Here is a 15,592-nt window from a genome sequence, read left to right as displayed (position 1 = left end):
ATGTCGGCCGTCATCGGTGCCTTCGCGGCACTGGTCGCCGTGGCCGTGCTCGGGTACGTCGTCGGGCTCGCCGGCGTACTGCGCTCGCAGGACGAACTGGTGCTGTCCCGCCTGGCGTTCTTCGTCGCGACGCCGGCGCTGATGTTCACGACCGTCGCGCGGGCCGACCTGCACTCGATCTTCTCGGTGGTGCTGGTCACCAACCTGGCCGGTCTGTTCGTGGTGCAGGTGCTGTTCCTGCTCGTCGCGGTGGTGATCTGGCGGCGAACTCGATCCCAGGCGACGATCGGGGTGCTCGCCTCGTCGTACGTGAACGCCGGCAACCTCGGCGTACCGGTGGCTGCCTATGTGCTCGGCAACGGCGCACTGGTGGCGCCGATCGTGCTGCTCCAGGTGGTGGTGATGGCGCCGATCGCGTTCGCCGTCCTGGACAGTGACCGCCGGGGGAGCGGCCGGCGCGTGCCGCTGCGTACCGTACTGACGCGTCCGCTGCGCAACCCGCTGACGGTCGCGTCGCTGCTCGGTCTGCTCGTCTCGGTGCTCGGCGTACGGCTCCCGGACCTGCTGATGCGCCCGATCGACCTGGTCGCGGCCGCCGCGGTGCCGGTCGCCCTGATCGCGTACGGACTGAGCCTCAGCGCCGGTACGAAGGACTCGATCACGCTCCGGCGCGACGTCGTCCTCGCGGTCGCACTCAAGACGTTCGCCCAGCCGCTGACCGCGTACGTCGTCGCGCGCTGGGTCCTCGACCTGCACGGCACGGCCCTCCTGGCCCCCACCCTGCTCGCCGCCCTCCCCACCGCCCAGAACGTCTACGTCTACGCCGTCCAATACCGAGCCAGCCGAACCCTCGCCCGCAGCGCCGTCCTGCTCAGCACCCTCCTCTCCATCCCCACCATGATCCTGATAGCCGGCCTCCTGGCCTGACCCCATCGGCCTGACTCACCGCCACGCCGAGAGCAGTCGCTCCGGTCCCACCGACTGGACGCCTTCGACCGCGACGCCCGCACGGGACACTGCGATCAGCGGAGTCGAGTCGGTCGCCCCAGGCAGTTGCGAACGGTGGAGGTGTAAACGTCCCAGATCATGGCGGTCGAACGACTTGCGCTCGAGCCACTTCACCGATCCGATGGCGGTGATGTGTTTCGCGACCGGGCCGCGATCTGCCGCGACCAGATCGATCTCGGGATCGTTCGTTCTGGTCCAGTAGCCGCCGATCGCGCCGGTGTCGTCCGGCAACCCACCGTCACGCAGGCGAAACAGCGAATCCCGCACGACAGGTTCGACCGCTCGACCCCGCCAGGTCGACCACGACGTCCGAATGCGAGCCAGCGTCAGGTCTCCGCGCCCACGCTCGACCTCGGCGAGGTACGGTCCGAGGAAGGCCAGCCAGAAGCGCAGATGTGAGTCCGCGACGTAGTACCGCGTCTCCTTCGACGGTCGGGTGGACAACGGCGTCATCGCCCGGACGACCCGCTTGGCAGTCAACAACTTGAGTGCCCGGTTGAGACTGGTCGCCGGAAGGCCTCCGGCAGCCCGGCCGATGAGGGTGTGCGTGCGCTCACCCGACCCGATCGCGGAGAGAACCAGTCGGGCCTGTGCGTCGGCCGGAAACTCCGCGGCGAGCGAGCGTTCGCCGCTGACGATCAGGGCGCTGGTCGGATCAGTCAGCGCCGACTCCAGGTAGTCGAAGATGCCGGCGCCGGTCGGCCAGTCCTCCAGTACCAGCGGCAGTCCACCGGTGACGAGGAAGGCGTCGAAGGCCTCGGCGGGCCCGATTCCGAGCATGTCGGCGACGTCCGCCGGGCTCAGCGGCGGGATCACCAGTTCGGTTCCGCGCTGGTGGAACGGCCGGTCGTACTGATTCAGGCGTTCCATCATCGCGAGGTCGGACCCTACGCACAGCAGCAGGACCGGCTTCCGCGAGAACTCGCGGTCGTACAGCTTCTGCAACGTTCCCTCGAAGCCCGGATCGTTCGAGATCAGATACGGCATTTCGTCGAGTACGACGATGCTCGGCCGATCGGCCGGTAGCGCAGCGGCCAGAAGGTGCAGGGCGGCATCCCAGTCCACCGGTGTCTGTCCCGCGAAGAGTTTCGCCTGCGGTAGCGTCGAACTGGCTCCCGCTTCGACGAAGAGTCGTAGGTCGGAAGCGGTGTTCGACTGTGCCGACGCCGTGTAAAAGAGGCTGGGCAGACCGGACCGTTCGATGAACTCCTCGACCAGTCGCGATTTGCCGACCCGGCGACGACCGCTAATCAACACCGCCCTGCCGGGGCGGCCCGTTCGGCCGCGCCCGTCGACCCGCTGCAGAAGTCGATCGAGTGTGTCCAGTTCGCCGGTTCGGCCGTAGAAGTGGTCCATACACACCTCCCTGAGAGACCTAACTAGGAGATAACCAAATTTGAGCGTACCAAATTTGGTTGTCTCCGGCCTCTTAACCTGACCATAGGTCTACTTCATGGCTTTGAAGGCTTCTTCGGCTACGGGGGCTACTTGGTCGACGCCGACGCCCTCGTTGGCGGATTGGGCGATGACGGTGAGGGTGGTCGAGCCGCGGTAGCACTGGGTGGGCAGGTTGCCGGCGGTTTCGATGCAGGTGCTACGGCCGACCTTCTTGACCTTGTCGGGGGAAGCGCCGGAGTCCGCGATGACCTTGTCGATGTCGACGCGGCCGCGGAGCGCGATCAGGACGTAGAAGCTGCCGCCGTCGATGCTGCCGTACGCCTCGACCATCACCTTCTTGCCGTTGTTGATCCGGCTCAGCGCGTCCCGGGTCTGGTCGAGCTGCGCGCGGCTGCGGATCTCCGGGTCGGTGACGCGCTCCAGGCCGCCCAGCTTCGCGGGCGGGGTGATGCCGCGCTCGGAGTTCAACCGGTTCAGCGGTCCGAGACCCCAGACGTACCCGAGGACGGCCAGCACCAGCAGCACCAGCACCAGTCCGAGGAGCATGACCACCTGCGTCGGCAGTCGCCGCCGCTTCTTCCCCTCCTCGACGACGCCCTCCTTGACGACGCCCTCCGTGACGACTCCCTCCTTGGCGACCCCCGCCGAAGCCGTCGCCACGCCGCCCGCCGCGCGCTCACCAGCCTTGGGTTCGGTGGCCGGGACGGGGGCGAGCTCGCCGGTGTCGGCGGTGGCGTCGGCCGTACTGACCGCCGGGTCCTTGGGATCCGCCGGGTCGGTGGGGTCGCTCATGGGGGTGGCTCCTCGGACATTCGGGTCACGGGGTGCAGCTTGTCGGCTCGCCTTGATCGTTCCACATCGGGACAAACCGACCTCGCAGGGTAGTCGAACGTAGAAGATGCCCGCCTCCCGAACCGGGAGACGGGCACCTGCGACCGCTGCTCAGAGGGTCGCGACGACCTTCACCGCGTCGGAGTCGTCCGCGTTCCAGACGATCTCGCCGGTGATCCGGCCGGCCGCGCGCAGGTCCGGCTCGGCCCGCTCGGCGAGCGTCAGCCGCGCGGCCGGGCCGCTGACCTCGACCTTCGAGACCTCGGTCTTCATCGACACCTGCGCCTCGGACTTCGCGCCGCGGATCCCCGCGAGCACCTCGGACACCGCGTCCAGAACCTCCGGCGCCTGCTCGGCCACCGTGAGGTCAGCCGCCGGTGTCGGCCACGAGGACCGGTGGATCGACCCCTCCTGCCACCACGACCAGACCTCCTCGGTCGCGAACGGCAGGTACGGCGCCAGCAGCCGCAGCTGGACCGACAACGCCACCGCCAGCGCGGCCTTCGCGGAGGCGGCGGGCGCGTCGCCCTGACCGCCGTACGCCCGCTCCTTGACCAGCTCGACGTAGTCGTCGCAGAACGTCCAGAAGAACCGCTCGCTGACCTCCAGCGCACCGGTGTAGTCGAACCGCTCGAACGCCGCGGTGGCGTCCGCGACGACCGACCGCAGCCGCTGCAGCATCGCCAGGTCGACCGGCTCGGTGACCGCGGACGTGTCGACCGTCGTCGCTCCGAACCCGAGGACGAACTTCGACGCGTTCAGGACCTTGATCGCGAGCCGGCGGCCGACCTTCATCTGCGACTCGTCGAACGGCGAGTCCATCCCGGGCCGCGCCATCGCCGCGCGCCAGCGGACCGCGTCGGCGCCGAACTTGTCCAGGATCTCGGTCGGCACGACCGCGTTGCCCTTTGACTTCGACATCTTCTTGCGGTCCGGGTCGACGACGAACCCGGAGATCATCGACCGCGCCCACGGGAGCGTGCCGTTCTCGAAGTGCGCCCGGACGACGCGGGAGAACAGCCAGGTGCGGATGATCTCGTGCGCGTGTGTGTTCAGGTCCATCGGGAACGTCCGCCGGAACAGGTCCTCGTCGCGCTCCCAGCCGCAGACGATCTGCGGCGACAGCGAGGACGTCGCCCAGGTGTCCATCACGTCCGGGTCGGCCTCGAACCCGCCCGGCTTGCCGCGCTGGGACTCGTCGTACCCGCGCGGAGCCCGCGAGGTCGGGTCGATCGGCAGCTCGGCCTCCTCCGGCATCAGCGGGTGCGCGTAGTCCGGCTCGCCGTCGGCGTCCAGCGGATACCAGACCGGGAACGGGACGCCGAAGTACCGCTGGCGGGAGATCAGCCAGTCGCCGTTCAGGCCCTCGACCCAGTTCAGGTAGCGGTGCCGCATGTGGTCGGGGACCCAGGCGAGCTCGTTGCCGCGCTCGATGAACTCCTGCTTCAGCCCTGCGTCGCGGCCGCCGTTGGTGATGTACCACTGCCGGGTGGAGACGATCTCGAGCGGCTTGTCGCCGTTCTCGTAGAAGTTCGCCATCCGCTCGGTCTTCTTCGGCTCGCCGTCCAGGTCGCCGCTCTCACGGAGCTTCTGGACGGTCAGCTCGCGGGCGCTGAAGACCGTCTTGCCGGCCAGCTCGCCGTACAGCTCCTCGGACCCTGCCAGCCACGCCGGGGTGTCGCGGAGCAGCCGGCCGTCGCGGCCGATCACCGTACGGACCGGGAGCTGCAGCTCGCGCCACCACTGGATGTCGGTCTGGTCGCCGAACGTGCAGCACATCGCGATGCCGGCGCCTTTGTCCATCTCGGCGGCCGGGTGCGCGAGGACCGGGACCTCGACGCCGAACAGCGGCGACTTCACCGTCGTACCGAACAGGTGCTTGTAACGGTCGTCGTCCGGGTGCGCGATCAGCGCGACACAGGCCGGGATCAGCTCCGGACGCGTGGTCTCGATGTAGATCGGCCCGTCGGCGCCGTGGAAGGAGATCCGGTGGTAGGCGCCCGGGTACGGCCGCGCCTCCATCTCGGCCTGCGCGACAGCGGTCTGGAACGTGACGTCCCAGACCGTCGGCGCCTCGGCCAGGTACGCCTCGCCGCGGGCGAAGTTGCGCAGGAAGGCGCGCTGCGACGTCCGCCGGGAGTCCTCGGAGATCGTGGTGTAGAGGTACGACCAGTCGACGCTCAGGCCGACCTGGCGCCACATCGACTCGAACGCCTGCTCGTCGACATGGGTGAGCGCACCGCACAGGTCGACGAAGTTCTGCCGGCCGATCGGGAGCTGCTTCTTCGGGTCCGGCTTGGCCGGCGGCGTGAAGTCCGGGTCGAACGGCAGCGAGGGGTCGCACTTGACGCCGTAGTAGTTCTGGACGCGGCGCTCGGTCGGCAGGCCGTTGTCGTCCCACCCGATCGGGTAGAACACCTCCTTGCCGCGCATCCGCTGGAAGCGGGCGACCAGGTCGGTGTGGGTGTAGCTGAAGATGTGCCCGACGTGCAGCGACCCGGAGACCGTCGGCGGCGGCGTGTCGATGGAGAACACATCGGCACGCTCGGCGGTGCGGTCGAACGCGTAGGTCTGCTGTTCCTTCCATACAGCAGCCCACTTCTCCTCGAGTCCGTCGAGGGTGGGCTTGTCTGGAACGCGGGACGTCTGGCTCATGCGCACAATGTTAGTGGTTGTCAAGGGGTGCTCCGAACGCTTATCCACAGCTCCCGCCTAGACTTGGCGTTCTGATGAGTGACCTCTCTTTCGCCGAGGTATCGGCACGGCTCCAGCAGCGCTGGCCGGAGCACAAGATCGAGCCCACCCTGGAGCGCGTCCGGCGGCTCGTCGAGCTGCTCGGCGACCCCCAGAAGGCCTACCCGGTGGTGCATCTGACCGGCACCAACGGCAAGACGTCGACGGCGCGGATGATCGACACCCTGCTCCGCGAGGCGGGGCTGCGAACCGGCCGGTTCACGAGCCCGCACCTGGAGTCGGTCCGGGAGCGGATCACGCTGGACGGGGAGCCGATCAGCGAGCAGCGCTTCGTCGAGGCGTACGAGGAGATCGCGCCGTACCTGGACGTCGTCGACGCCGAGCAGGAGCACCCGCTGACGTTCTTCGAGGTGATGACCGCGATGGCGTACGCCGTGTTCGCGGACGCCCCGGTCGACGTCGCGGTGATCGAGGTCGGCCTCGGCGGGACCTGGGACGCCACCAACGTCGCCGACGGTACGGTCTCGGTGATCACCCCGATCGCGGTCGACCACGCGCACCTGCTGGGCGCGGATCCGGTCACGATCGCAGGCGAGAAGTCCGGCATCATCAAGCCCGGCGGCACGACCGTGATGTCGGTGCAGAGCCTGGACGTCTTCGAGGTGCTGCTCCGCAAGGCCGCCGAGGTCGGCGCACAGGTGGCTCGCGAGGGCATCGAGTTCGGGATCGTCAGCCGTACGCTCGCGGTCGGCGGCCAGGTGGTGTCGATCAAGGGCCTCGGTGCGGAGTACGACGAGCTCTTCGTCCCCCTGCATGGTGAGTACCAGGCGCACAACGCGGCCACCGCGGTGGCCGCCGTGGAGGCGCTGTTCGGTGCGAGCCCGGAGACCGAGGGGCGGGTCACCACCGAGTTGCTGCAGGCCGGCTTCGAGCAGGTCACCAGCCCGGGCCGGATGGAGGTCGTCCGGCAGAGCCCGACGATCGTCGTCGACGCCGCGCACAACCCGCACGGCGCGGAGGCGACCGCGGCCACGGTCTCGGAGGTGTTCCAGTTCCAGCCGCTGATCGGCGTCCTGGGCTGTATGAAGGACAAGGACGTGTACGGCGTTCTCGAGGCGTACGAGCCGATCATGAACACCGTGGTCTGCACCCGGAACAGCTTCGTCGAGCGCTCGATGCCGGCCGAGGAGCTGGGCGAGCTGGCCGCGGAGGTGTTCGGCGAGGACCGGGTACTGGTCCGGCCGCACCTGATCGACGCCATCGACGACGCGATCCGGCTCGCGGAGGAGGACGCGGTCGCGCTCGGCAGCGGTGGCGTACTGATCACCGGCTCGGTGATCACCGCCGGCGAGGCCCGGGCGCTGCTCGTGCGCAAGCAGAAGGACGAGAAGTGAGGTCGCTCGCCTCGATCGTGCTCGCGTTCGAGTCCGTCGTGCTCGCCCTCGTCACACCGGTGATGATCTCGGTCGCCGACGTCCGTCCCGCGGTGGCGATCCCGGTCTGCCTCGGGCTGTTCGTCCTGGCCCTGCTTGCGGCCGGTCTGCTGCGGTTCCGGGCCGGGTACGTGATCGGCTCGCTGGTCCAGGTCGGCGCCGTCGGACTCGGCTTCGTCGTACCGGTGATGTTCGTCCTCGGCATCGCGTTCGCCGCCTTCTGGGTGGCCGCGATCGTCCTCGGCCGCCGCATCGAGGAAGCCAAAAAGGCCCACGAGGCCGCAACCGGTTAGGCTCAGCCGCCCGATCTACTTCTAGAGAGAGTTGACAGATGTCGCAGCGCACCCTGGTCCTGCTCAAGCCCGACACGGTCCGCCGCGGCCTGGTCGGTGAGGTGCTGGGCCGGTTCGAGGCCAAAGGTCTCCGGATCGTCGCCATGGACCAGCGGACGATCGACGGCGAACTGGCCGACCAGCACTACGCCGAGCACGTCGACAAGGCCTTCTACCCGCCGCTGCGGGACTTCGTGACCAGCGGCCCGATGGTCGCGCTCGTGCTCGAGGGCGACGAGGCGATCGAGGTCGTCCGCGCGCTGAACGGCGCCACCGACGGCCGCAAGGCCGCCCCCGGCACGATCCGCGGCGACCTGTCGCTGTCCAACCGCGAGAACCTCGTGCACGGCTCCGACTCCGAGGAGTCCGCCTCCCGCGAAATCAAGATCTGGTTCCCCGACCTGCCCTGACGGACAGGCATGCCGCGCGGAGCGGCCTTGCGGGGCAGGTCGTTCCGGGTCAATGCGGACTACAGGTGAAGAGACAGATACGATACGTGCTTGGGCGGACCGGTCGTGTCGGTCCACGGGCAGGGCGTGGCAGCGTCTAGCCTGGTCGGGGACCGAGTGGGAGGTGCCGCGGTGGCGAACAGCATGCTCGGCCGCGACATGGCGGTCGATCTCGGAACGGCGAACACTCTGGTGTACGTGCGTGGCCGGGGCGTCGTGCTGAACGAGCCGTCCGTGGTCGCGACCCGGACGGACGAGCCGCAGGAAGCGGTCGCCTTCGGGCACGAGGCGAAGAAGATGATCGGCCGGACGCCCGGCAACATCACCGCGATCCGGCCGTTGAAGGACGGCGTGATCGCCGACTTCGACGCCGCCGAGCAGATGCTGCGGTACTTCATCCAGCGCGTCCACCGCAGGCGGTACTTCGCCAAGCCGCGGATCGTGGTCTGCGTGCCGTCCGGGATCACCGCGGTCGAGCAGCGCGCGGTCCGGGACGCGGGGTACATGGCCGGCGCCCGCAAGGTCTACATCATCGAGGAGCCGATGGCCGCCGCGCTCGGCTCGAACCTCGAGGTCCGCGACGCCACCGGCAACATGGTGGTCGACATCGGCGGTGGGACCACCGAGGTCGCGGTCATCTCGTTCGGCGGCATCGTCACCAGCCAGTCGATCCGGGTGGCCGGCGACGCCATCGACAAGTCGATCGTGAACTACTGCAAGAAGGAGTTCTCGCTGCTGCTCGGCGAGGCCACCTCGGAGCAGATCAAGATGACGATCGGGTCCGCGTTCCCGACCACCGACGGCCCGGACAGCGAGATCCGCGGGCGGGACATGGTCTCCGGCCTGCCGCGCACCGTGAAGGTGTCCTCGGCCGACATGCGGCAGGCGATCGAGGAGCCGATCACCGCGATCGTCGACGCCGTGAAGGCCACGCTGGACAAGACGCCGCCGGAGCTGGCCGGTGACATCGTCGACCGCGGCATCGTGCTGACCGGCGGCGGCGCGCTGCTGAAGGGCATGGACGAGCGCCTGCGGCACGAGACCGGGATCCCGATCCACGTCGCCGACAACCCGCTGGACGCCGTCGTGCTCGGCGCCGGCAAGTGCGTGGACAACATCGAGACCCTCAACCGCATCCTGGTCACCGACAACCGGCGCTGAGACCCGACCGATGCTCAAGGACCTCGGTACGCCCTCGCGCAACACCCCCGCCAGGAGTACCTCGACGCGCAGCGCGTTCCGCTCGGCGGGCGAGACGCCGCTGCGATCGACGGGGACGCCGCGGGAGGTGCGCCGCCGCCGATCCGTACTGGCGCTGGTGATCCTGGCCTGTTTCACGCTGATCGTGCTCGATGCCAGGCGCTCGGCCGGCTCACCGGTCGAGCCGCTGCGGGAGGGTGCGGCCGCTGTTTTCGGCCCGCTGGAGTCGACCGCGACCTCGGCCCGGCAGCCTGTGGACAACCTTCGCGACCGTTTCGCGGAAATGGATAGGTTGAAAGCAGAGAACGAAAAACTGAAGCAGGACAACCAAGGCCTCACCGAGCAGCTGAACACCTCCGACTACGCGCGCAGCCGGGCGCAGGAGCTGGACAAGCTGCTCAAGCTCGCTCCGAAGTACACGATGACGCCCGCGCGGGTGATCGGGTTCGGCAGTGCCCAGACCTTCAGCCACACAGTGACGATCGATGCCGGGACGGCGGACGGTGTGCGCCCGGACATGACCGTGCTGAACGGGACGGGTCTGGTCGGCCGGGTGGTGCGGGCGACCCAGGGGACTGCGACCGTGCTGCTGATCGGCGACCGAAACTCGACCGTCGGCGGCCGGCTGAACTCGACGCTTGCGCTCGGCTTCGTCTCCGGACGTGGCGACGTGGCCGGCACGCTCGACTACAAGCTGGTCGACCTCAAGGCGCGTCCGAAGGTCGGCGACCGGATCGTGAGCTGGGGCTCCAGCGACAACGCGCCGTACGTTCCGGGGGTCCCGATCGGTGTCGTCACCTCCGTGACGCCGAACGAGGGTGCGCTCGGATCCACCGCAACCATCAAGCCGTACGTCGATCCGACCCGGATCGACACCGTCGGCGTTGTGACCGGGCCACCCGCCCGCCCACCACGCACACAGATCACAGGAAAGGGGAACTGACGTGATAGCACTACGGATCGGGTTGGCCGCCCTGTTCCTGATGATCGCGGTCACCCTCCAGACGTCCGTGCTGGCGAACATCGCGGTCGCGGGCGTGACCTGCGACCTGACGCTGATCGTGGTGATCGCGCTGGCGCTGTCCCGGGGGCCGGAGTGGGGTGCGATCGCCGGGTTCGCGGGCGGCCTGCTGCTGGACATCGCACCGCCCGCCGACCACACGGCCGGTCGCTGGGCGTTGTCGCTGGCCATCGCGGGGTACGTCGCCGGCCTGATCCGCCGCCAGCGGACCTCGACCGGCCCGGTCGGGCCGCTCGGTGTTGCGCTGACCGTCGTGCTCGGGACGGCGATCTCGTTCTTCCTGTTCAGCGCGACCGGCTCGTTGCTGCACGACCCGTCGGTCGACTGGGGCGAGTTCGGGGTCCGCCTCGGAATCGCCGCCGGGTACGACGTGGTCGGCGCGATCGTGGTGATCCCGCTCGTGATGTGGATCCTCGGCCGGGTGAAACCCGCCCGCGAACGCCGCCGAGTCGCACCATGACCGCCGAACTGCGCACCTCCACCGTCCGCGGGAGGTCGTCATGAACTGGGACGGTTTCGAGGCGCCGCTCAAGGCGCGGCTGCGGTTGTTCGTGATCGGAGTGCTGGTCTTCTCCTTGCTGTGCACGCTGTTCGGCCGCCTCTGGTACATGCAGGTGATGTCGAGCGCCGACTACTCGCAGGCGGCCACCCAGCAGCACATCCGGCAGGTCCTGATCCCGGCCCCGCGCGGCACGATCGTCGACTCCCAGGGCCGCACCCTGGTCGGCAACCGCGTCTCGCTGATGATCACGGTCGACCGTTCGGTGCTCGCGAAGCTCCCGGACAGCCAGCAGAACGTCGTGATCGCCCGGCTCGCGAAGGTGCTCGGCCAGACGCCGAAGGACCTCAAGGCGCGGACGATGCTCTGCGGTGAGCCCGGCGCGTCCAAGCCTCCCGCCTGCTGGAACGGGACGCCGTACCAGCCGATCCCGGTCGCGAAGGACGTCAGCGAGCAGGTCGCGATCGAGGTGATGGAGCGCCGCGAGGATTTTCCGGGCGTCTCCGCGGACTCGCAGACCCTCCGCGCGTACCCCGGGCCGTACAAGGTGAACGCCGCGCACATCCTCGGATACCTCTCGCCGATCACCACCGAAGAGCTCGAGGACATGGACAAGGCCGGGCAGGACTCGGTCCCGCACCGCTCCGACCTGGTCGGCCGCGCGGGCGTCGAGCGCTCGTACGACAAACTGCTGCGCGGCACGCCCGGTGAGAAGGACGTGATCGTCGACGCGGTCGGGTACACCACCGGCGTCCAGAAGCAGACCGCCCCGGTCCCGGGCGCCACGCTCGTCACCTCGATCGACGCGCGGATCCAGGCGTCGGTCGAGGCCCAGCTGAAGAACGCGATCCTGACCGCGCGCAAGCAGACCGACCCGGTGACGCACCGCAAGTACGTCGCCGACTCCGGCGCCGCGGTCGTGCTGGACACCAAGACCGGCCGGGTCGTCGGCATGGCCAGCTACCCGACGTACGACCCTGGGGTCTGGGTCGGCGGGATCAGCCAGCGCGAGCTCGACGCGCTGTACTCGGCCAAGTCCGGCACACCGCTGGTCTCCCGCGCGCTGCAGGCGCAGCTGGCGCCGGGGTCGACGTTCAAGCCGATCACCACCTCAGCCGCACTCGGCGCCGGGTACAGCCAGAAGACCAGGCTGGACTGCTCGTCGTACTTCGAGGTCGGCAACCGCCGCTTCAAGAACTACGAGTCCGCGTCGTACGGGATGATCGGGTTCGACCGGGCGCTGGCGCTGTCCTGCGATACGTTCTTCTACCGGATCGCGTACGCGCTCTGGCTGAAGGAGGGCGGCAACTCCAGCGACATCACCACCCACGACCCGCTGGTCGAAATGGCGCAGAAGTTCGGCCTCGGCAAGCCGACCGGCATCGACCTGCCGGGCGAGGTGAGCGGCCGGATCGCGGACCGGAAGTGGAAGAAGACCTACTACGACTCGATGAAGGACTACTACTGCAAGATCTCGACCAACCCGCCCGCGGGGACGTCGGCGTTCTTGAAGCAGTTCTCTCGCGAGTTCTGCGTCGACGGGTACAAGTATCGTGCCGGTGACGCGGTGAACTTCGCGATCGGCCAGGGCGACACCACCGTCACCCCGCTGCAGCTGGCGACCGTCTACGCCGCCTTGTCGAACGGCGGCACGCTGTACGAGCCGCGCGTCGTCCAGTCCTGGATCGGGGCGAACGGCAAGTCGCACGAGATCAAGCCGGTGGTGAAGGCCAAGCTCCCCGTCCCGGCGAAGAACCTGAAGTACATCGACAACGCACTCAAGCAGACCACCATCAGTGGTACGGCCGCCTGGAAGTTCCAGGGCTTTCCGCTGGACAAGATCCCGGTCCGCGCCAAGACCGGGACGGCCGAGGTCTACGGCAAGCAGACCACGTCCTGGTTCGCGACGTACACCGATCGGTATGCCGTGGTGATGATGATCAGCCAGGCCGGTACCGGTTCGGGCGCCGGCGGTGACGCGGTCCGGAAGATCTACGAGACGCTGTACAACATCAAGCCCGCGCCGCCGCCCGGCAAGGAGCCGAAGCACTGATGGGGCGGCCATGGCGCTACTGACTCCGATCCGGACACGGCCGCGGATGGACCGCCGGTCGACGGTGTGGCAGGTCGACTGGGTGCTGGTGTTCGCGGTGGTCGCGCTGTCGTTCCTCGGCGCGATGCTGATCTGGTCCGCGACCCACAACCGGACGTCGCTCACCGGCGGCAACCCGGACGCGTACCTGTTCCGGCACGCGCTGAACTTCGCGATCGGCCTGGTGCTCGCGATCGGTGCCGCGGTCACCGATCACCGCCGGGTCCGGATCCTCGCCCCCGTGCTGTACGCGGGCTCGATCGTCGGGCTGATCCTGGTGCTGGTGCCCGGGATCGGCGCGACCATCAACGGGTCCCGGTCCTGGATCCAGTTGCCGTTCATGTCGATCCAGCCGAGCGAGTTCGCCAAGCTGGCGGTGATCGTCGGGATGGCGCTGCTGATCGCGGAGAAGAGCGAGACCGACCGCAACGAGGAGGCCCGGACGATCGACGTCGCGCAGGCCGTCGCGGTCGCCGCCGTCCCGGTCGTCCTGGTGATGCTGCAGCCGGACCTCGGCACGGTGATGGTGCTCGGGTCGATCGTGTTCGGGATCATCGCGGTCTCCGGCGTCCCGAAGCGCTGGATGCTCGGTCTGCTCACCGCGGGCGTGCTGGTCGCGACGATCGCGATCAAGCTGCACGTGCTGAAGGAGTACCAGATCGCCCGCTTCACGGCGTTCGCACATCCGTCGTCGGACCCGCAGGGCATCGGCTACAACGTGAACCAGGCGCGGATCGCGATCGGGAACGGCGGGGTCTTCGGGCAGGGCCTGTTCCACGGCGGCCAGACGCAGAACGCGTTCGTCCCCGAGCAGCACACCGACTTCGTGTTCACGGTCGCGGGGGAGGAGCTGGGGCTGATCGGCGCCGGCGCGATCATCGTGCTGTTCGCGATCATCCTGTTCCGCGGGCTGCGGATCGCGGTGAACGCGCGGGACGCGTTCGGCCGGCTGGTGGCGACCGGGATCGTCTGCTGGTTCGCGTTCCAGGCGTTCGAGAACATCGGGATGACGCTCGGCATCATGCCGGTCACCGGCCTGCCGCTGCCGTTCGTGTCGTACGGCGGCTCGTCGATGTTCGCGTGCCTGCTGGCCGTCGGCCTGCTGCAGAACATCCACCTACGCTCGCACCGCCACTGACTGTCCTGTCAGGTACGCTGCTGCCTGCTCGGCCCGCCCAGAGCCTCCGGAAGGCCCATGACTGAATTGGATGCCGCGACTCCGTCGCGGCGGGTCCTGGGGCTGTCACTCCCGTTCTTCCCTCGTCACTCCGGTCGCTGCGCTCCCTCCGCTCCTCAGTCCAGAACGGGAGGCCCCAGGACCGGGCTCCCTCCGCTCCTCAGTCCAGGCCGGGAGGCCCCGTGACCAGGTACCTCGCGCTAGCCGCTGCCCTTGCGTTGTCGATGACCGCCTGTGGTGGGGACGAAAAGAACAGCGCCGCGCCGCCGCCCTTCACGCCATCACAGACTCCCAGCGCGACACCGAGCAAGACACCGACCGGCACGGCGTCGACGCCCGCCGTGCGGGTCACTCGGACGAGCACGGAGTTGACCGGCGCACTGCCCGGGCTGAGCGATCTGCCGAGCGGCTTCAGCGTGGACAAGTCCGAGGACGACGGCTCGAAGCCGTTCTCGACGCCGAGCAGCCGCTGCAAGACCCTGGTGAAGTACCTGAACGCCACCAAGGCGCCCGGCGCGAAGGTCAGCGTCTCCCGGACGTTCACCGGCGGCCAAGAGGGCCCGTACGTGGACTACGGCCTGGACTCGATGGGCACCTCCGACGAGGTGACCGACCTCCGCGACTCGTACGCGAAGGCCGTCGACTCGTGCTCCAAGGTGACCCTGAAGACAGAGGGCGCCGGCAGCACGTCGATGAAGGTCGAGAAGATCACCGCTCCGGAGTACGGCAGCGAGCCGTTCGCATTCCGCCTCACCGGCACCAGCGGCCCGAAACGCGGTCTCGAGTACGCCGCCGTGGTCACCGGCGTCGGCGACGTGATCCTGTCCGTCGGCGTCCTCGCCGGCCAGGGCACCGAGCTGGAGCCCGCCACCGAGGTAGCCGTCACCAAGGCCCGCCAGCTCCTCAAGCCTGCGTGACCGGCCTAACGACAGGAGGTAGTGCCCGGAGCGAGCCCATCGGCCGCCCGCGTGAGCGCGCGGGGCCGTCGTCGGCGGCACTACCTCCTGTCGTTAGCGGTACAGAGGCAGCGCACCGGTGAGGGAGTCGATGGATTGGCGGGGACCGTAGAGCGCCAGGCCTAGGTACTGGATGTCGTCGGGCTTGGTGCCGGCGAGTGTGGTGGACATCTGGTTGTACGTGCTGGCCTGCTGCGCGACCTGGTGCATGTCGTGGACGGTGATGTCGTCGCGCGCGGCAGCCTGGGCGCGGAGCGTGCTGAGGTCATCGGCGCGGAGGATCGGGATCGGGTACGCGCACATGCCGGTGTGCGGTGTAGCGGCGCCGTCCATGGTCCTAGGCCCGACGGTTCCGTCGTGGTGGTGACCGAGGCCGACGCCGAGCAGGGCGGCGGTATTGAGGGCGACGCCGATGGGGGCGTCGGTCGCGATAATCACGACCATCTTGTTCGTCAGCACGCCGGTCACAGTAGACCGATGAACGGGGATCTCAGGCGTACTC

14 protein-coding genes are annotated in these 15,592 nt (G+C 68.7%); 10 read left to right on the top strand and 4 right to left on the bottom strand.

Going from position 1 to position 15,592, the window contains the following annotated elements; all coding sequences use genetic code 11:
- The gene (locus tag ACGFI6_RS02000) at positions 1 to 927 is read left to right on the top strand and encodes an AEC family transporter (RefSeq protein WP_393114558.1); all 927 of its coding nucleotides are present in this window, start codon (positions 1 to 3) and stop codon (positions 925 to 927) included.
- Between the two features lie 15 nt (positions 928 to 942).
- Here ACGFI6_RS02000 and ACGFI6_RS01995 read toward each other — a convergent pair whose 3' ends face one another.
- The 3 genes from ACGFI6_RS01995 to valS all read right to left on the bottom strand — a co-directional run bounded on the left by ACGFI6_RS01995 (position 943) and on the right by valS (position 5,892).
- A complete protein-coding gene (locus ACGFI6_RS01995; protein ID WP_393114556.1) occupies positions 943 to 2,364 on the bottom strand; it encodes an ATP-binding protein in 1,422 nt (473 codons plus the stop codon).
- Between the two features lie 90 nt (positions 2,365 to 2,454).
- The gene (locus ACGFI6_RS01990; protein WP_393114554.1) at positions 2,455 to 3,198 is read right to left on the bottom strand and encodes a hypothetical protein; all 744 of its coding nucleotides are present in this window, start codon (positions 3,196 to 3,198) and stop codon (positions 2,455 to 2,457) included.
- A 150-nt stretch (positions 3,199 to 3,348) separates the two neighbouring features.
- A complete protein-coding gene (valS, locus tag ACGFI6_RS01985; RefSeq protein ID WP_393114553.1) occupies positions 3,349 to 5,892 on the bottom strand; it encodes a valine--tRNA ligase in 2,544 nt (847 codons plus the stop codon).
- Between the two features lie 74 nt (positions 5,893 to 5,966).
- Here valS and ACGFI6_RS01980 point away from each other — a divergent pair, with 74 nt between their 5' ends.
- From ACGFI6_RS01980 to ACGFI6_RS01940, 9 genes are all read left to right on the top strand, one after another.
- Positions 5,967 to 7,325 carry a bifunctional folylpolyglutamate synthase/dihydrofolate synthase gene (locus tag ACGFI6_RS01980; RefSeq protein WP_393114551.1) on the top strand — a complete coding sequence of 453 codons (1,359 nt, stop codon included), beginning with the start codon at positions 5,967 to 5,969 and terminating at the stop codon, positions 7,323 to 7,325.
- Positions 7,322 to 7,657 carry a DUF4233 domain-containing protein gene (locus ACGFI6_RS01975; protein ID WP_393114549.1) on the top strand — a complete coding sequence of 112 codons (336 nt, stop codon included), beginning with the start codon at positions 7,322 to 7,324 and terminating at the stop codon, positions 7,655 to 7,657. Before ACGFI6_RS01980 ends, ACGFI6_RS01975 begins: the two co-directional genes overlap by 4 nt.
- 38 nt (positions 7,658 to 7,695) lie before the next feature.
- Positions 7,696 to 8,106, top strand: a complete 411-nt coding sequence (gene ndk / locus ACGFI6_RS01970; RefSeq protein ID WP_393114547.1) for a nucleoside-diphosphate kinase — start codon at positions 7,696 to 7,698, stop codon at positions 8,104 to 8,106.
- 183 nt (positions 8,107 to 8,289) lie between these two features.
- Positions 8,290 to 9,306, top strand: coding sequence for a rod shape-determining protein (locus ACGFI6_RS01965; RefSeq protein WP_393115741.1), 1,017 nt, complete (start codon positions 8,290 to 8,292; stop codon positions 9,304 to 9,306).
- Positions 9,307 to 9,316: 10 nt separating this feature from the next.
- Positions 9,317 to 10,288, top strand: a complete 972-nt coding sequence (mreC, locus tag ACGFI6_RS01960) for a rod shape-determining protein MreC (protein WP_393114544.1) — start codon at positions 9,317 to 9,319, stop codon at positions 10,286 to 10,288.
- 1 nt (position 10,289) lies between these two features.
- On the top strand, positions 10,290 to 10,826 hold the full coding sequence (gene mreD, locus ACGFI6_RS01955; protein ID WP_393114542.1) for a rod shape-determining protein MreD: 537 nt from the start codon (positions 10,290 to 10,292) through the stop codon (positions 10,824 to 10,826).
- Positions 10,827 to 10,866: 40 nt separating this feature from the next.
- A complete protein-coding gene (gene mrdA, locus ACGFI6_RS01950) occupies positions 10,867 to 12,918 on the top strand; it encodes a penicillin-binding protein 2 (protein ID WP_393114540.1) in 2,052 nt (683 codons plus the stop codon).
- A gap of 10 nt (positions 12,919 to 12,928) precedes the next feature.
- The gene (rodA, locus tag ACGFI6_RS01945) at positions 12,929 to 14,095 is read left to right on the top strand and encodes a rod shape-determining protein RodA (protein ID WP_393114538.1); all 1,167 of its coding nucleotides are present in this window, start codon (positions 12,929 to 12,931) and stop codon (positions 14,093 to 14,095) included.
- A gap of 221 nt (positions 14,096 to 14,316) precedes the next feature.
- Positions 14,317 to 15,051 carry a hypothetical protein gene (locus ACGFI6_RS01940; RefSeq protein WP_393114536.1) on the top strand — a complete coding sequence of 245 codons (735 nt, stop codon included), beginning with the start codon at positions 14,317 to 14,319 and terminating at the stop codon, positions 15,049 to 15,051.
- Between the two features lie 93 nt (positions 15,052 to 15,144).
- Here ACGFI6_RS01940 and ACGFI6_RS01935 read toward each other — a convergent pair whose 3' ends face one another.
- Positions 15,145 to 15,549, bottom strand: coding sequence for a DUF2000 domain-containing protein (locus ACGFI6_RS01935; protein WP_393114534.1), 405 nt, complete (start codon positions 15,547 to 15,549; stop codon positions 15,145 to 15,147).
- Positions 15,550 to 15,592: the final 43 nt, after the last annotated feature.

The organism is Kribbella sp. NPDC048928, from assembly GCF_043197975.1.
Taxonomy (GTDB): domain Bacteria; phylum Actinomycetota; class Actinomycetes; order Propionibacteriales; family Kribbellaceae; genus Kribbella.
The sequence above is the reverse complement of the archived record's forward strand: the minus strand, read 5'-3'. Positions and strand labels throughout refer to the sequence as shown.